Genomic DNA, 14,812 nt, shown 5'->3' with positions numbered 1-14,812 from the left:
GGGATGAAAAAGAATAAAATGGTGCGAGCATTCGTTGATTCGGAATTCAAAGCAGAAGAGGGATATGAAGATATTCTAGAATTATCCCGGGGTTGTAAGTATTCGAACTGCACTCATATAACCGAGGAAGACTGTGCGGTTCAAAGAGCCATCGAGGAAGGTACGCTTTCAGAAAAAAGATTTAACGCCTTTTATAAAGATAAAAACGAAGCAGAATATGTTTCTAAACAAAAGAATAAAACCAAGGCAATCGAGTATATGAAGCAAAGGGATCTATTTAAAAGATCTTAGAGCGAAGTGCTTTGTTCAAACAAAGGGGAAAAAATATGAATAAGCATGAACCTATCAAGATTGAAGACGGATTAAGGTTGGTTTATCAAGAACCCAAAGAATACACCCGCTATTACTCCATTTACCATGGACAAAAATATGCAGATTCCTATTTTAGAAGGTCCCCGGAGACGTTAGTGGAAGTGGCAACCATTTTTGACTGCGGATATTTCATCATGGAAGGCGAAATGATCATTGGCGGTGTACTTCTGAAACCTAATTTCATCTCGGATTTATTTGTAGTACCGCCCTATAAGGACTACGAAGGCTTGGCCAGCAAGCTATTAAACTATGTGAAAAAAATATCTGCGACTGAAGAAAAGATCATTGTAAGAGAAGTGGTAGAGGAACATATTGCAACGTATGAACAACTTGGATGCAAGACTCAGGAAGTGAATGTATGGATGATTCGTCCGACGGAGCCGGTGATGGCCATTCTTCCTGAAGGGTATAGCTCCAGTGCTGTAGCAAGTGAAGATGCTGAGGATATCGCATGTTTACTTATGAAAGCCAATAGGACCAATCCGGCCTATAAGCAAATCGGAACAAAAGAGGATTATCTCCACCACGTAAATGAATTCATTGATGTACACAAACATAATAAAATCATGGATGAGTGTTCGAGGGTTGTGGTCGATACTCATTCGAACAACATTGTGGGTGTCTGTCTGCACATGGAATTTGAAGCTTATCCGCTTATCATGAGTTTAGTCGTGGACCCTGATCATCAACAACGTGGGATTGGACGATACTTGTTGACCCATTCGATCCATTCTTCGAGTGAAGGATACCCGGCCACTCGCTTATCTGTCATTAAGGATAATGCAGCGATTAAGCTATATGAAGATCTTGGATTTCTTAGAAGTAAAACGATCATTGATATGTATCTAGAGTATTAATCCTTTGAAAGTACTTGCTCATTCTGCCTGAAAAAAATGAGAGAGGGATGTATCCATTTATGACAACGACTCAATACACGATACGAAATTACCAAGATCACGATGCCAATCAGATTGCTGCATTTGATGTTACCGCCATGCTTGCCTATCGGTACAACCGTGATTATGAACAGCAAAATGTCTTCTGTGCTGTTGATTCTAATGATCACATAGTTGGCGTTGGACATATAGTTCCAGATCAAACATGGTCAGAGATCGAACATTCAAATCAGCCTTCTGATTTTGTGTACCAATTGAATATAGACATTTCTTTGAACGAAGAATCGCCGCCTCCTGAAAATGTGAATGGTGAATTGCTGAAATGTCTTTTAAATAGAGGGAGGGAACTGAGAGCAGGGTATCCTGACAAAAAAGTAAGAGTGACGCACACCATTTCATCAGATGATCTGGAAGAAATCGATTTCTATCTTTCGAAAGGTTTTGGTACTCATAGGACCCATCTACTAATGAAACGGGATTTAAGAGAGGACATCGAGGAATATTCTCTTCCAGGGAATCTGGTGATCAAAAGGTGGGAAATGGAGACGCAAGCTGAAGAGGAACAGTATCTCGCAGCAGAAGCAAAAGGAGATCTTTATGGGGTGTCTTGGAGTCTGAATCATCTAAGGTGGACCAAAAACGGGGGAGAGTGGGATACGTTTACCGTTTTTAATGGAAATGAAGTGGTTGGAAGCGTCATGACCTGGGGGCTTGGAGAGGAACGAAGTGCGACGGAAAATATTTTTGTATTACCTGAATGGAGAAGAAAAGGAATCGCCAAAGCCGTCATTACGAAAGCTTTATTGTTCCTTAAAGATAATGGGAAGAGTGAAGCCACTCTGGGTGTATTCGGAGATAACGGAAGGGCAATATCCTTATACGAGTCATTAGGCTATCGAATGTTCTCCATTCATCTGGAGTTTGGAAAGGACTTATAAGCGATAAGACAATGTTATAACTGTAAGTGAATGACATATAGAAGGGGTGGAAGCGATGATAAGTAAACCAGAAACAAACGAATACCCACCGTATTATAAGGAATATGTAAACAATGTACCCGACGGAGAATTGCTCCAGATTCTTGATGATCAACAAAAGGAAACCAAGGAATTGTTGAAAGACTTAAGTGAGGAAACGGCAGAATACCAGTATGCTCCGGGCAAATGGACGATCAAGGAAGTCATAGGCCACATAACCGACACGGAGCGAATCATGTGCTACCGCCTTCTCAGTATTGCCAGGGGAGAAAAGGGGATGCTGCCTGGATATACCGATGATGATTATGTGAAAAGAGGGCAGTTCAATCGTTTTTCACTATCTGATCTTTTACATCATCAAGCACTTGTCCGCCAACACACTATTCTCCTTTTAAGTAGCCTGGATGAAGAAGCGATGCGCCAACGTGGAAACGCAAACGGCTCCGAGGTGACGGCTCTTGCGATTGCTTACATTATTGCGGGACATGAAATCCATCATCGAAGGTTGATTAAGGATCGATATCTGAGGGATGCATTGACAAATAGTGATAATGATTTGAAAGGATGAAACCCAGTGATTTCAGAGCTTGAACAGTCTGAATTTTATAGATGCAAAGCATTATTGGTACATGGGGGACTATTGGAATCCAAAGCGGCCATTGAAGGTATGCATTCCGACCGCATATTTGTCGATGATCTTTTGTCTCCTACTTCAGGATTTATATGGCTGGGGAGTAATAATGGTTTTATTTTTATTGGAAACGAAGAAAACGCAGGCTTTAATAGCCAGCTGAACCATCATTTCAATAGAATCATCAAACCAGACGCCAAAAAAATGGATTTAACAGGTTTCGAAGCGATAGGAGATCAGCCAAAGTGGAATAAGACGATTAAAAGCGTATTTGGTGAAAACCTGAAAGGCTACAATCAAAAAGTGTATGAATTACAAAAGGATCATTATCTCCAGCATGAACCTCGTTTAGAACAAGGATATGAAACGGTTAAAATAACCAAAAGTGTATTGGAAAACAAGGGTTTCGAAACAAATCGAAACATTGAATTCTTACAATTAAAGGTATTAGAGTTTTGGCCATCGTTTGATAAGTTCCTACAGTATGGTCTCGGGAATATGGTGGTTTATCAAAATGAAATTGTAAGCGTTTGTTTCTCAGGAGTTGTAGCTGGAAATGTGCACGGCATTGACATTGAGACGCTACCACATCATCAAGGGAAAAAGCTTGCACAGAAAGTAACTCATGCTTTTGTTCAAGACTGTTTTGAGAATGAGATTACACCTTATTGGGATTGTATGGAGATCAATCTTCCTTCTGTTTCAGTTGCAGAGAATATAGGGTTTCGGAATAAGCTTAATTATAGTTGGTATTGTGTGCCGTTTGAATGATCTTCTTCATTAATTGAAAGAGGAATATATGTGACCCAATCTTTTCTTGATCGAAAGATATAACGAAAGGAGGAGCTTTCCATGTGGTGGCAGTACTATGGGGATGCAGTGATTGCAGTATCAGTGTTGACAGCAATATTGATTTTAAGTTCGATTCATTTCTTCAGCGTGAAAAGTAAAAGAGGGTTCATCATTCCTTTAACCATATCCACTATAGGTTACATATCCTTTGTAATTGGTATCGTCTTTATCCGAGGATTTGAAGGATTAGGATTTATGGTCTATGGGGTGACCATTATGGGGATTGGTCTCTTATATTACCTGGGAGTGGGGGTCTATAGGAAGATTAAGTACTAATTAATAGATAGGGCTAAATCTACAAGCATCATCCCTAAATAAAAGGTCAGTTTATCAGTTCAATTACATATGAATGTGAAAAGAAAATAGTAGGTGAATGTATGAGTTTATTAAAAGGTAAAAAGATCCTCATAACAAGCGGAGGTACGATAGAGAAATGGGATACGGTAAGGGGACATACTAATTTAGCAAAAGGGACGATGGGGTGTTACCTAGCGGAAGAAGCATTCAGACAGGAAGCAGAGGTCATTTACTTACATGGCTATTTTGCAAAGCTTCCTGAAAACCATGGAAGCATGCACTTGATACAATTTGAGGGGATAGAAGATCTAGGTGAGAAAATCAAATCGATTGTACAATCTGAACCTATTGATGTCGTGATCATGGCAGCTGCCGGATCAGATTGGATAGTCGATAAAATGGTGGACCAACGAGGGAATCCAATTTTGGAGACAGGGAAAATGACGAGTGATGAACCCCAATCATTCATTTTAAAAAAGCTCCAAAAGTATTATCAGAAATAAAGAAATGGAATCCGAACGTCTTACTTGTAGGGTTCAAATTAGAGCATACAGATGATGCGGAATACTTATTCGAGAGGGCAAACCTTCGAATGGACTCTTCAGAGGCAGAATTCATGGTTGCGAATAAAACGGCGTCTCTCTATGGTGAAAATGCCGAGCATTTTATTGTTTCAAAGCTTCACTCTCCCCAAAAGTACATGAGTAAAAAAAGTACAGCAGAGGGGTTAATGGGGTTGCTTGCAGGTCGTGTAAAATAAATAATAAGTTATATTCAAAAGAAAATGAATATTGCCAGAAGTGAAAAGGTTTGAAATAATGGGTATTTGTGGCAGGTGATTTTCCACTGAAAGGCGGATACGATGAAACAACTATCAACCAATATTTCACTTATCATTTTAGGAGTATGTATTTTAGCTGGTGCATGGATGATTTCGAATGCTATACAAACCAGCGACTCTCAAAATGCGGATGAACAATTTACGGTCAATATGAATTCAACACAGGAACATCAATTGATGAGTTCTACGGAATTAACAAATTATTTAGGCATAAGCGACGAGCAATTAGAATTAATATATCCCAGAAAACAAGATGATGTTGTTATTAGTGAAATTCCATACATAAAAATGGGATATGAATATTACTTTCCTGTTAAAGCGATCGATCGATGGTTAGAGGAGACGGAAGGTAAAACCTTTCAGTGATCGGTATAAGGTTATTTCAATGACCTTAAGCTGTTCACATTTTTTTTTAGGGGGAATGAGATTTTGCAGCACTGCATGAACTGTCATACCCAATTCAAATGGAAAAAGGTCTACCGGTATTTGTGGGGCCCAATCATAAAACCGTTCAGATGTCATGTATGCCATCAAGAGCACTTGATTACGATGAAGGGGAGGTTCATGCTTAGTCTGTTGTATTTACCGGCGACACTCTTTATCCTGTTCCTTACTCCTTTTCAAAGCATTTTATTGAATCTTGGAATTGGTATGCTATTACTACTTATCGGCTCCCTGCTGAGTCCATTGGTAGTGAGGTTCAAACTTGATCATACCATTTATTAAGAAAGGTTTAGTTAAGAATATAGAGGAGTGATACTATGAATCTTAAAACATATAGAATCATTCACCTTGTTATTACAGGAATGATCACTGTACCGGTTACTCTTTTTATCGCAAGTGGGGGATTGGGTGAGAATTATACAGGTGATACATTTGTATACGCTGAATTTCTTTTCGTTTTAGCAGTATGGATTATTGGTTCCGTACTCTCCTTTATTAAAAAAACAGCGAGATTGGGATTAGTCATCAGTGCCTTACCGGCATTGTTTTTCATTTGGAATGTTCTTATTACATTCCTCACATAAGTAAGCGGTTCGATTATAGTAAAACAAAACCAAGGATGGGTGTAATGATGGAGATACGGTTAGAAAAAGCAATAGTAAAAGATGCACCATCTATTTATGATCTTCAGGTTAAATCATTTATGCCGCTATTGGATAGGTACAAAGATTATGAAACCAATCCAGCGAACGAGGACATTGAAAAAGTGAAGAAGAGAATCATTAGACCTGACGGCGGTTTTTATAAGATTATGATGGAAGATAGACTTGTAGGTGCTATTTGTATTTACTGGAAAGACGATGTGCAATTCAGGATTAGCCCAATGTTTATTTTACCTTCTTATCAAGGGAGGGGAATCGCACAGAAGACGATCCTCTTAGTGGAAGAAATGTTCCCCCGGGCACAAACCTGGGAATTAGCTACACTATTAGAAGAAAAGAGAAACTGTCACCTTTATGAGAAAATGGGTTATAACCAAACGGGAATCCGTAAGAAATTAAACGAAAATGCAACTCTCATCTTTTATAAAAAAGTTGTTAGCCATGGGGCAATTTAAAAGACAAGTTCATTAGAGTAAGTAACCTACAAGGAACATCCAGGAGGAAATACAATGCAAACACTTATCCGAGAAGCCACCAAAAACGATTATGATGCAGTTCATCGAATCCAAAGACAAGTGCACGAGATGCATACAAAAGAACGACCAGACCATTACCAAATGGCAGACACCACGTTAGACCAGGGCTATTTTACCAACTTAGTAGATGGAGAGAACACGAAGGTATTCATATTAGAAGAAGACCAGCCCATCGCCTATACCATTCTTACAATCAAGAATGCAGCAGAACGGCCGATCCTCATTCCTAAGAAAGTGGTCTATATGGACGACTTTGGCGTGGATCAGACGTTCAGAGGAAAAGGTTTGGGGAAAAGATTCTTCGGGGAAGTAGTGGAGTACGCTAAGAAGATTGGTGCAGATTCATTGGAATTAGGCGTGTGGGAGTTTAACGAAGATGCCATTAAATTCTATGAATCCATGAATTTAAAGACTAAATCAAGGCTGATGGAAATCCGTTTATAAGGTTCTCACAAGCTTTCAGAACTAGGGGAGGGACTTCGAGTTGAAGGAAATAAGGGAAATCAATCATTCTACATATGCCTCATTCTGTTCACTTGTCAATGGGGCATTCCCTGGTTTACATGCCGATCAGTGGCTGCAGGGGCATATTGAAGAAACACCGAGCGAAAGCTTATATGGATTGTTCAAAGGGAAGGATTTAGTGGCTGGCATGAGGACATTTCTGTTTGAAATGAACTTGAACCAAACCACCATCCCTGTCGGTGGAGTCGGGATGCTTGCCGTTGATTTGTTACATAAGAAAGAGGGAAATGCGTATCAACTGATTAAGTATTTCTATGAACTGAATAAGTCCAAAGGGCATCATCTTGTAATGTTATATCCGTTCAACGTTTCCTTTTATAAAAGAATGGGATTTGGAATGGGGACACAGGTTTATCAATATTATGTGAGCCCATCCTCTTTTCAGAATGGTTCACGTAAAGAGCATCTTGAACAATTAGGCTACGAAGACAGAGAACTCATTCTGGATTGTTACAACCGTGTTTTTCAAAAAACGCATGGGATGACGAAACGATTTCCAACAGAGCGGGAATTGAATCGACCATTTAACTTTGGACAAGTGGTTGGTTTTAAACAGGATGGTCAAGTACTTGGCTACGTATTGCACGAAGGCAAGGGGAAGGATCTTTACATCCATGAGTTATTCTTTGAAACAAGGGAAGCGATTGAAGAATTATCTACCTTCTTACACCAACAGGCCGATCAATTTAAACGAATCATCATCAATTCTAACGATGATGACCTCATTCATTTTCTGAGTTCACCTGAAAGTGGTATGGACACCATGCTTGATACGGCGCCTTCAGTTGACAATAAGCATATGGTGAACCTTGGGGTTGGGGTGATGTACAGGGGCATTGATTGTAAAGGGTTATTGATGGAACTGTACGAGAAGAAGCATCGATTCGGCAGTGCTTCTTTAACGATAGGATTTGAAATACAGGACGATCTGCAAGGTGACGAGACAAAGAACTTCACCGTGACGTTTTCACGTGGAGAGATTCAACGCTTTCATGAACAGGCAGTCGATACTGTCGTACGAATGGATATCTCCGAGTTCTCTTCGATGATCATGGGGGCTGTGACTTTCCGTTCTTTAATTAAATGGGGCAAAGCAGAAATATCGAACCCAACCTTCGTGAATCAAGTCCATGACCTTTTCCAAACGCCAGAAAGACCGGTATGTACGAAAGCATTTTAAAGATGAAGGGGTACCTGAATGAATAGGAGTGATACATATTTAAGTATTGAAGAGCTTCTTTCCATACCTGCCATATCAGAACTACACATGAGTGAGGACGGACGACGCGTAGCATTTGTCAAAAACACGGCTGACTGGGAAGAGAATAGATATAGGAATTCCATCGTGATATATGAAAAAGACAAGGGGGAATGCACGTCATTCACAGAGGGGACCTCCCCACTCTGGTCGCCGGATTCCACACGTTTGGCCTATCTTTCAGCGGGTGATGGAGGTACGGTGAATCAAATCTTTGCGGAGTCGATCGATGGTGATGGCAGGGTACAAGTCACCGATGAAAAAGAAGGGGTGATTCAATTCAAATGGGATCTTTCTGGCAAGGGAATTTACTATGTTGCCTCTTCACCGGAACCTGAGGAAATCAAGAGACGCAGGGAGAAGTATGGAGATTTCCACCGTGTAGGAAAGGAATACCGGAATCATTGTTTATGGTACGTTGAATTAATTGAGCAGGTTCCGAATCAACTGACGGACGGAAGAGATTTTCACATCCAAGAATTCGATGTTTCAACCGATGGGGACAAGGTGGTGTTCATGGTTACGCCAAGCCCGGAAGGAGAGGATAATCAGAATGGAGAACTCTACCTGCTCGATCGCCCATATGGACAGTTGCGGAAGCTGAAGGGAGATAAGGTAGTCGGAGGTAACGTATGCTTTTCTCCTCAAGCAACGAAAGTGTGTTACACGGCAAGCTTACGTGAGAAGGATTACTACAAGACTCATATCATGGACAGTACACTCGAAATCTATGATCTTACGAATGGTGAGCGGATTCAACCATTGCTGGATTTTGACCATGCGGTTGTTCCCATACGCTGGACAGCTAAAGGGATTATGCTGATGTGGCAGGACAAAACGAATTATCGTCTCGGGTTATTATCTGAAGATGGGAAGCTGAACATGATAAACGAGACAGCGGAAGGTTGCACCATGGAGGCTTCTGTAACAGGAGATGGAAATCATCTCGCCTATCGCAAGGCTTCACACAATGAAATATTTGAAGTCTATGCTGATGGTGAAAAAATCACCAATGAGAATGGTCTGCTCCAGGGAAGCCTTACAAGTAACAGGGAGATCATCTCATGGATAAGCCGTGATGGCCTTGAAATAGAAGGGGTATTAACAACCCCGAAAGACATGGATTGGAATGAAAAACACCCTTTACTGGTCTTCATCCATGGCGGTCCGGACTGGGCTTCTTTCCCCATCCATTCAAGCTGCTTCAATGAAAAATATCCAGTTGAGTCGTTTATTGAAAAGGGCTTTATCATTTTGGAACCAAACTACAGGGGAAGCTCAGGATATGGGAATGACTTCTTGAAGGCAAACTATCGAAACCTCGGCATCGGTGACTACGAGGATGTGATATCCGGTGTCGATGCACTCGTAGACCGGGGTATCGCAGATAAAGATCGAGTCGGGGTGATGGGCTGGAGCCAGGGCGGATTCATCTCAGCATTCTGCTCAACCTATAGTGATCGATTCAAGGCTGCCTCAGTTGGAGGAGGAATCAGTAACTGGGTCACGAATTATGTGAATACAGATCTGCCTTCCTTTATCAGGATGCATGTAGGAGAGACACCGTGGAATGACCCGGAGATCTATGCCAAATCTTCACCAACGACCTATATTCAAAGAGCCTCTACGCCAACCCTCATCCAGCATGGTGAGAAGGATGCAAGAGTTCCGCTTTCTAATGCATATGAGCTCTATAAAGGACTCAGGGATATGGGAGTCGAGACAGAATTAGTTGTATTTGATGGCATGGGATACAGCTCTGACAAGCCGGGAATACACCGGGCTATTATGGAACAGAATTTGAGTTGGTTTTTAAAGTGGTTGGTTAATTAGGGACGAAATGTATATAAAAAAAGCCATGGAGACAGTTCCGTTGTGAATAAACTGACCTGCCTCGTGGCTTTCTAAGTCATCACGTTGATGATTTACCCCCACATACAGCCACCGTATGATACCCACGCGACACGGGTCCTTCCAGTACACGTACATCCTTAAATTTCAATTGTTCCATCATTGGGAGTAATTCACCTTGAATCATCTTCTTGATTGTAGTCCAGTCTTCCCCGTCTTTCCCATCGCAAAGCGTGATCAGGACGGTTCCTCCAGGAGACAGCACCCGTTCGATTTCCTTCAACGATATGGACAGGTCCTCCCAGAAGTAAACAGAATGGATGCTGAACACGGCTGTGAATTCTTCATCAGGGAAGGGCATTTCTTCAACGCTTCCGTGAACGAGTGCCATCTGCTTTTGTCTGATGGCTTTTTTGTTGCGCAAAGCGGCTGACTGAAGAAGAGTTTCTGACACATCCAATCCGGTGACTTTGTGGCCTCCATTCAACGAAGCAATCTGTTTCATCGCAGATCCTGCCCCGCATCCAATCTCAAGGATCCGTTCATTTTCCTGGAGCTGGAGATTTTCAATGGTCCACAGGGTTTCAGGCTTATGCTGACGGATCATTTTCTCCCCGATGAACCATCCTAGAACTCCTGCGGGCCGGCAATACTGGGTGTCCATGAGGTGCTGGAATTTTGCTTTCACATTCATTAAACGCCCTCCTTTTATTCATTGTGTATTTACACTATAATTTTCTTATCACCATTAAACAATCCTATATTACTTATAGTTGTTATAAGATATTTTTATAGTAGGAGGAGTCAAATTGGAAATTAATCAGCTGATCGCGTTTGAACTTGTTGCGAGGCTCGGTTCATATAGCAGAGCTTCGAGATACCTGGATGTCTCGCAGCCTACTATCAGTTTGCGGATCAAAGAGTTAGAGAAAGATGTGGGGGGATACCTTTTTGTCAGGGCAGGGAAACAAATGGAGCTGACAGATTTGGGTAAAGGGTTCCTTCCTTATGCCAGGCAGGCTCTTGAAGTATTACATAAAGGTAAAGAAAGGGCTCAGTCGATAAAAGAAGGGAAAAGAGGGGAAATCACAATCGGAACCCTTCCGACATTTACATCGGGACATTTCACGTCGATCATCAAGAAAATGTACACTGCATTTCCCGATATCCAGATCGCCATCCACACCGGCCATAACCAACAAATCATCGATATGCTGTATGACGGAAGCACCAAGCTGGGAATGATCACTTCCCCGTTTTTTAATAAAGATCTGAGAAAGCTTTATAGTATTAAAGAACCCCTGGTCTTCGTTGCCCGCCGTGATCAGCCATTAAGCGGGATGAAGGACGGGAGTTATGGGGTGGAAGATGTTTTTGAAAGGAGTAAACCGTACATCATGACCGATTGGAGCGAGGAGAGTAAGCATTGGCAGAGAACCCATATGTCATTCGGTAGTGACTCCATCGAATTACCGCCTGCCACTGCTCTAGAATTCGTCCAGAACTACAGTGGAACAGCGCTTCTCACGGAGTCCATGGTTTCTGCCTTTTTAGAAGATGGAACATTGGTAAAGCTGGTACCAAATGATATGCCGGCTCTCTATAGGGAAGTCGCTTTAGTAAGCCTGGATAGCGAACAGTCCCTGCCTCCAGCTGCCCGGAGCTTTTTGGAAACAGTAAGGTCCGGGGCATGGGGACAGGTATAGAGCGGGTGCCATCCCCGCTCTACCGTTATGCCTCTAATTCCTCAAACAACCCAACTGAATTACCATACGGATCGCTAAACGAACACCAGGCAGCGGGAACGCCTTCCCGGGTTTGGACTTGCTCTATCATCATATTCAGCGATTCTATCAATCTTTCACGTTCAGAATGGATGTCTTGAACGCCTAAACGCAGTGGACCATTCCCCACTGTAGGCTTTCCTTTTGCCACTTGCAGCCAGGTATCTTTCACGATTTCCCACTCGGCAAAATTATCATGTGGGATGAAGTCGGGGTCGCGATTGAAGAGGGTTTTGTACCAACTAAGCCCTTTTTCGTAATCTGTCACTCGAACTTGAAAGGTGACTCCTGTATATTTCTTCATTCTATTTCCTCCTATTTTGTGATTACATTTTAATGGTATCGGAGGGATGAACTCCCTTATAAAGTAAGCAGAGCTCCCCGGATAAAAACGGTTGCCAAAAGGGGACCTGCATCTTATAAAGGGAAGCCAGCCAGTAGCAGCAAATGTAGGGGCGGAGAAACGGTGCCGGTTGGAATTCCTTATATTTCGTATAGGGGCTCGGCATAATCATTGGCCGAAAAAAATCAAAACGTGTCATCGCTTGCCCTTCTTCCTTTCCATTCGTCTACTATAGTACATTCAAGTAAACGCTCCATTCTCCTGCCGTATCTTTCACACTTCTGGCATCTTTCCACCCCGTTAAGAATAAAGTGGAAACAAAAAGGTGCACGCCATTTATCTTCTACTTCAAATTACTCCTATTATTTCGAAACTTTTTTCGTTCATAAGACGTATAAATGACTAGAACAACTGTTTGATGAGCCGGCTCACAACGGTGTGGCATAGGGTCTGGTGTAGATGACGATCTGCCATAAATGGATTCTATGAAAATAAAAGAAGTTAACAGAATAATTGAAACTATTCCGATTCGGCACCCGTCTAATGAATAGTGTATAAGATAAAATACCCAAAAAACAATACAGACAAAACAGACTGGGGGAAATAGGAATGTGGGAACAAAAGCTGATTCAAACAAACCGTGGGATTTTTGAAATCTTTGAAGCAGGTAACGGGGAACCGTTATGCGTGACGCACCTTTATAGTGAATTTAACGAGCGCGGGTATCATTTCGCTGATCGATTTGTCGAGGACTTTAAAGTGTACCTGGTGAATCTGAAAGAAACAGGGAACTCCACTGAAGTGACCCATGAAGACGAACTGAGCATGAGTGAGACTAGCAAAGATTTAGAAGCGATCCGCCAAGTTCTCGGATATGAAGACTGGAACTTTGCTGGGCATTCAACCGGTGGGATGCTCGGGCTGCATTATGCCGCTCATCATCCGGAGTCTGTCAAACGATTGGTTGTAGGTGGGGCTTCCGCAACAAACGAATATATGGAGCATCAGGACAGTATATACTGCGATAAAAATCCGGAAAATGAACGTTTGAAGGAAATCGTTTCCGTCTTATATTCTGAAAAGGCAACGAAAGAAGAGCGCCGGCAGGCAGGGAAGGCGTGGACGGAAATGTCATTGTATGATCCGGAAAGATACGATGAATACTTCGGCAAGCCAAGCAGTGGAAAAATGGTTAAAAAACGGCTGGACTATTACTCTAAGAAGGAACTTCCTGAGTATGATATTCGAGAAACCATTTCGGACATTACCACTCCGACACTCATATTCTGCGGAAGGCACGATGCTCAATGCCCGTTTGTGTTTTCTGAAGAAATCTTTCATTTAGTACCAAATTCAACCTTTTATATTTTCGAAAATAGCAATCATTCTCCGCATGTCGAGGAACAAGAGAAATTCAATGACATGGTGAAGGATTTCAGATGTCTGGTGTAAACTTTAATCATTTACCTCGGGGAGCTCTCAGTATGATCTAATAGGAGGTTTCAAATGGATAAGCGGGTTCAATTTGACTTTGAAATCGATTTTACCAACGGTGGTGGTATTCAAGGACAGGAGTTCCGTCTTGATATTGACGGGGATGACATCTCTGATCAAGAACTGGCCAACTACATCGTGGAAGATATGAGATTACTGATGGTGGGAGAAGTAAGAATACTAAATAAGAAGATCATCCAAGAGAAGCATAAACGCATGGTTAAAAAGAGAATGGAGTAACACGGAAAGGTGCATTTCTTTGTCGGAAATGCACCTTTCCTATTTTAAATAAAGGGGAACAAGTATTTAAGGAGAATGTCATTAACGTAGTTTAATATAACCTTTTAAGCATAAAAAGGAAGTTTCTATGAAAAAGGGGGAATTGTATGTTGGAAATTTATTTAACCCGTCACGGTGCAACGGAATGGAATGTAGAAAATCGTCTGCAGGGCTCTCTTAATTCCGACTTAACTGAAAGTGGAGTCAGAAACGCGACCGCTTTGGGAAGGCGTCTGTCAGACATTGAATTTACGAGGATATACGTAAGCCCAAGTAAGCGGGCGTTAGAGACAGCAAAATTGATCATATCCGATGATTCCTCATTCACGATTATAGAAGAGTTGAATGAAATATCTTTTGGAGACTGGGAAGGGAAAACCAGGGAAGAAATAGAGTTAAAAGGGAAGGAGGAATACGATAACTTCTGGAGCCGGCCACACAAATATAATCATCTGCACCACAACGGAGAGTCGTTGGAAGCCTTTAAACAACGGGTGGCAGTCGCCATGAAACGGATTCTTTCCGAAAGTCCAGAAGGAAGAATACTGATTGTGACACACGGTGTCGTTATCCGTGCGCTTATGGCATTCTTCTGGAATATACCCCTTGTGAAAATGTGGGATCCACCCAATATTCACGGGACAAGTCTGTCCATCGTCCGTTTTGACGGTGATCATTTTGAGAAGGTGATATTAGGGGATACGATCCACATGAAAGAATAAGGGAACATAATCGTTAATGAAAAAGAAAGAGATTTACTTTAGGATAAA

At 41.8% G+C, this 14,812-nt stretch carries 19 protein-coding genes and 1 pseudogene; 18 read left to right on the top strand and 2 right to left on the bottom strand.

The window, feature by feature from the left end:
- Window positions 1-3: 3 nt before the first annotated feature.
- The 14 genes and pseudogenes from BVI01S_RS04505 (at window position 4) to BVI01S_RS04440 (ending at window position 10,124) form a co-directional block, all read left to right on the top strand.
- The gene (locus BVI01S_RS04505; RefSeq protein WP_174523014.1) at window positions 4-291 is read left to right on the top strand and encodes a hypothetical protein; all 288 of its coding nucleotides are present in this window, start codon (window positions 4-6) and stop codon (window positions 289-291) included.
- A 35-nt stretch (window positions 292-326) separates the two neighbouring features.
- Window positions 327-1,229 (top strand): GNAT family N-acetyltransferase, encoded by a 903-nt coding sequence (locus tag BVI01S_RS04500; RefSeq protein WP_061809403.1) that lies wholly within the window; start codon window positions 327-329, stop codon window positions 1,227-1,229.
- Between the two features lie 59 nt (window positions 1,230-1,288).
- Entirely contained in the window at window positions 1,289-2,206 is a 918-nt protein-coding gene (locus tag BVI01S_RS04495; RefSeq protein WP_061809402.1) for a GNAT family N-acetyltransferase, read from the top strand.
- A 55-nt stretch (window positions 2,207-2,261) separates the two neighbouring features.
- On the top strand, window positions 2,262-2,813 hold the full coding sequence (locus BVI01S_RS04490) for a DinB family protein (protein ID WP_061809401.1): 552 nt from the start codon (window positions 2,262-2,264) through the stop codon (window positions 2,811-2,813).
- Between the two features lie 6 nt (window positions 2,814-2,819).
- Window positions 2,820-3,647, top strand: coding sequence for a GNAT family N-acetyltransferase (locus tag BVI01S_RS04485; RefSeq protein WP_061809400.1), 828 nt, complete (start codon window positions 2,820-2,822; stop codon window positions 3,645-3,647).
- Between the two features lie 81 nt (window positions 3,648-3,728).
- Window positions 3,729-4,004 carry a YesK family protein gene (locus BVI01S_RS04480; protein ID WP_061809399.1) on the top strand — a complete coding sequence of 92 codons (276 nt, stop codon included), beginning with the start codon at window positions 3,729-3,731 and terminating at the stop codon, window positions 4,002-4,004.
- Window positions 4,005-4,105: 101 nt separating this feature from the next.
- A pseudogene (locus BVI01S_RS23305) lies at window positions 4,106-4,785 on the top strand (phosphopantothenoylcysteine decarboxylase domain-containing protein).
- A 102-nt stretch (window positions 4,786-4,887) separates the two neighbouring features.
- Entirely contained in the window at window positions 4,888-5,232 is a 345-nt protein-coding gene (locus BVI01S_RS04470) for a helix-turn-helix domain-containing protein (protein WP_061809398.1), read from the top strand.
- Window positions 5,233-5,307: 75 nt separating this feature from the next.
- Complete coding sequence (locus BVI01S_RS04465; RefSeq protein ID WP_244886871.1) at window positions 5,308-5,592, top strand: TIGR04104 family putative zinc finger protein; 285 nt, start codon at window positions 5,308-5,310, stop codon at window positions 5,590-5,592.
- Window positions 5,593-5,627: 35 nt separating this feature from the next.
- Window positions 5,628-5,894: a hypothetical protein gene (locus tag BVI01S_RS04460; protein ID WP_061809396.1), complete on the top strand. Its 267-nt coding sequence runs from the start codon at window positions 5,628-5,630 to the stop codon at window positions 5,892-5,894.
- A gap of 47 nt (window positions 5,895-5,941) precedes the next feature.
- Window positions 5,942-6,427 carry a GNAT family N-acetyltransferase gene (locus BVI01S_RS04455; RefSeq protein WP_061809482.1) on the top strand — a complete coding sequence of 162 codons (486 nt, stop codon included), beginning with the start codon at window positions 5,942-5,944 and terminating at the stop codon, window positions 6,425-6,427.
- Between the two features lie 54 nt (window positions 6,428-6,481).
- Window positions 6,482-6,952 carry a GNAT family N-acetyltransferase gene (locus tag BVI01S_RS04450; RefSeq protein WP_061809395.1) on the top strand — a complete coding sequence of 157 codons (471 nt, stop codon included), beginning with the start codon at window positions 6,482-6,484 and terminating at the stop codon, window positions 6,950-6,952.
- Between the two features lie 40 nt (window positions 6,953-6,992).
- A complete protein-coding gene (locus BVI01S_RS04445; RefSeq protein WP_061809394.1) occupies window positions 6,993-8,213 on the top strand; it encodes a GNAT family N-acetyltransferase in 1,221 nt (406 codons plus the stop codon).
- Between the two features lie 18 nt (window positions 8,214-8,231).
- Entirely contained in the window at window positions 8,232-10,124 is a 1,893-nt protein-coding gene (locus BVI01S_RS04440; protein ID WP_061809393.1) for a S9 family peptidase, read from the top strand.
- A 79-nt stretch (window positions 10,125-10,203) separates the two neighbouring features.
- On the opposite strand, the gene BVI01S_RS04435 is transcribed toward BVI01S_RS04440, so the two are convergent.
- Window positions 10,204-10,836, bottom strand: coding sequence for a class I SAM-dependent methyltransferase (locus tag BVI01S_RS04435; RefSeq protein ID WP_061809392.1), 633 nt, complete (start codon window positions 10,834-10,836; stop codon window positions 10,204-10,206).
- Between the two features lie 115 nt (window positions 10,837-10,951).
- On the opposite strand from BVI01S_RS04435, the gene BVI01S_RS04430 reads away from it, so the two are divergent.
- The gene (locus BVI01S_RS04430) at window positions 10,952-11,848 is read left to right on the top strand and encodes a LysR family transcriptional regulator (RefSeq protein WP_061809391.1); all 897 of its coding nucleotides are present in this window, start codon (window positions 10,952-10,954) and stop codon (window positions 11,846-11,848) included.
- 25 nt (window positions 11,849-11,873) lie between these two features.
- On the opposite strand, the gene BVI01S_RS04425 is transcribed toward BVI01S_RS04430, so the two are convergent.
- Entirely contained in the window at window positions 11,874-12,230 is a 357-nt protein-coding gene (locus tag BVI01S_RS04425) for a VOC family protein (protein ID WP_061809390.1), read from the bottom strand.
- Window positions 12,231-12,878: 648 nt separating this feature from the next.
- On the opposite strand from BVI01S_RS04425, the gene BVI01S_RS04420 reads away from it, so the two are divergent.
- From BVI01S_RS04420 to BVI01S_RS04410, 3 genes are all read left to right on the top strand, one after another.
- Window positions 12,879-13,721, top strand: a complete 843-nt coding sequence (locus tag BVI01S_RS04420) for an alpha/beta fold hydrolase (protein WP_034756775.1) — start codon at window positions 12,879-12,881, stop codon at window positions 13,719-13,721.
- Window positions 13,722-13,775: 54 nt separating this feature from the next.
- Window positions 13,776-14,003, top strand: coding sequence for a hypothetical protein (locus tag BVI01S_RS04415; RefSeq protein WP_034756777.1), 228 nt, complete (start codon window positions 13,776-13,778; stop codon window positions 14,001-14,003).
- 146 nt (window positions 14,004-14,149) lie between these two features.
- Window positions 14,150-14,764, top strand: a complete 615-nt coding sequence (locus BVI01S_RS04410; RefSeq protein ID WP_034756780.1) for a histidine phosphatase family protein — start codon at window positions 14,150-14,152, stop codon at window positions 14,762-14,764.
- Window positions 14,765-14,812: the final 48 nt, after the last annotated feature.

This window comes from Rossellomorea vietnamensis NBRC 101237 (genome assembly GCF_001591825.1).
GTDB classification, from domain to species: Bacteria; Bacillota; Bacilli; order Bacillales; family Bacillaceae_B; genus Rossellomorea; species Rossellomorea vietnamensis.
The sequence above is the reverse complement of the archived record's forward strand: the minus strand, read 5'-3'. Positions and strand labels throughout refer to the sequence as shown.

Bases quoted from the DNA above. Each gene is read 5' to 3' on its own strand.
- BVI01S_RS04465 (WP_244886871.1), top strand. From the start codon at position 5,308: ATGAACTGTCATACCCAATTCAAATGGAAAAAGGTCTACCGGTATTTG.
- BVI01S_RS04455 (WP_061809482.1), top strand. From the start codon at position 5,942: ATGGAGATACGGTTAGAAAAAGCAATAGTAAAAGATGCACCATCTATT.
- BVI01S_RS04505 (WP_174523014.1), top strand. From the start codon at position 4: ATGAAAAAGAATAAAATGGTGCGAGCATTCGTTGATTCGGAATTCAAA.
- BVI01S_RS04460 (WP_061809396.1), top strand. From the start codon at position 5,628: ATGAATCTTAAAACATATAGAATCATTCACCTTGTTATTACAGGAATG.
- BVI01S_RS04490 (WP_061809401.1), top strand. From the start codon at position 2,262: ATGATAAGTAAACCAGAAACAAACGAATACCCACCGTATTATAAGGAA.
- BVI01S_RS04435 (WP_061809392.1), bottom strand. From the start codon at position 10,836: ATGAATGTGAAAGCAAAATTCCAGCACCTCATGGACACCCAGTATTGC.
- BVI01S_RS04450 (WP_061809395.1), top strand. From the start codon at position 6,482: ATGCAAACACTTATCCGAGAAGCCACCAAAAACGATTATGATGCAGTT.
- BVI01S_RS04420 (WP_034756775.1), top strand. From the start codon at position 12,879: ATGTGGGAACAAAAGCTGATTCAAACAAACCGTGGGATTTTTGAAATC.
- BVI01S_RS04495 (WP_061809402.1), top strand. From the start codon at position 1,289: ATGACAACGACTCAATACACGATACGAAATTACCAAGATCACGATGCC.
- BVI01S_RS04415 (WP_034756777.1), top strand. From the start codon at position 13,776: ATGGATAAGCGGGTTCAATTTGACTTTGAAATCGATTTTACCAACGGT.
- BVI01S_RS04480 (WP_061809399.1), top strand. From the start codon at position 3,729: ATGTGGTGGCAGTACTATGGGGATGCAGTGATTGCAGTATCAGTGTTG.
- BVI01S_RS04500 (WP_061809403.1), top strand. From the start codon at position 327: ATGAATAAGCATGAACCTATCAAGATTGAAGACGGATTAAGGTTGGTT.
- BVI01S_RS04425 (WP_061809390.1), bottom strand. From the start codon at position 12,230: ATGAAGAAATATACAGGAGTCACCTTTCAAGTTCGAGTGACAGATTAC.
- BVI01S_RS04440 (WP_061809393.1), top strand. From the start codon at position 8,232: ATGAATAGGAGTGATACATATTTAAGTATTGAAGAGCTTCTTTCCATA.
- BVI01S_RS04470 (WP_061809398.1), top strand. From the start codon at position 4,888: ATGAAACAACTATCAACCAATATTTCACTTATCATTTTAGGAGTATGT.
- BVI01S_RS04410 (WP_034756780.1), top strand. From the start codon at position 14,150: ATGTTGGAAATTTATTTAACCCGTCACGGTGCAACGGAATGGAATGTA.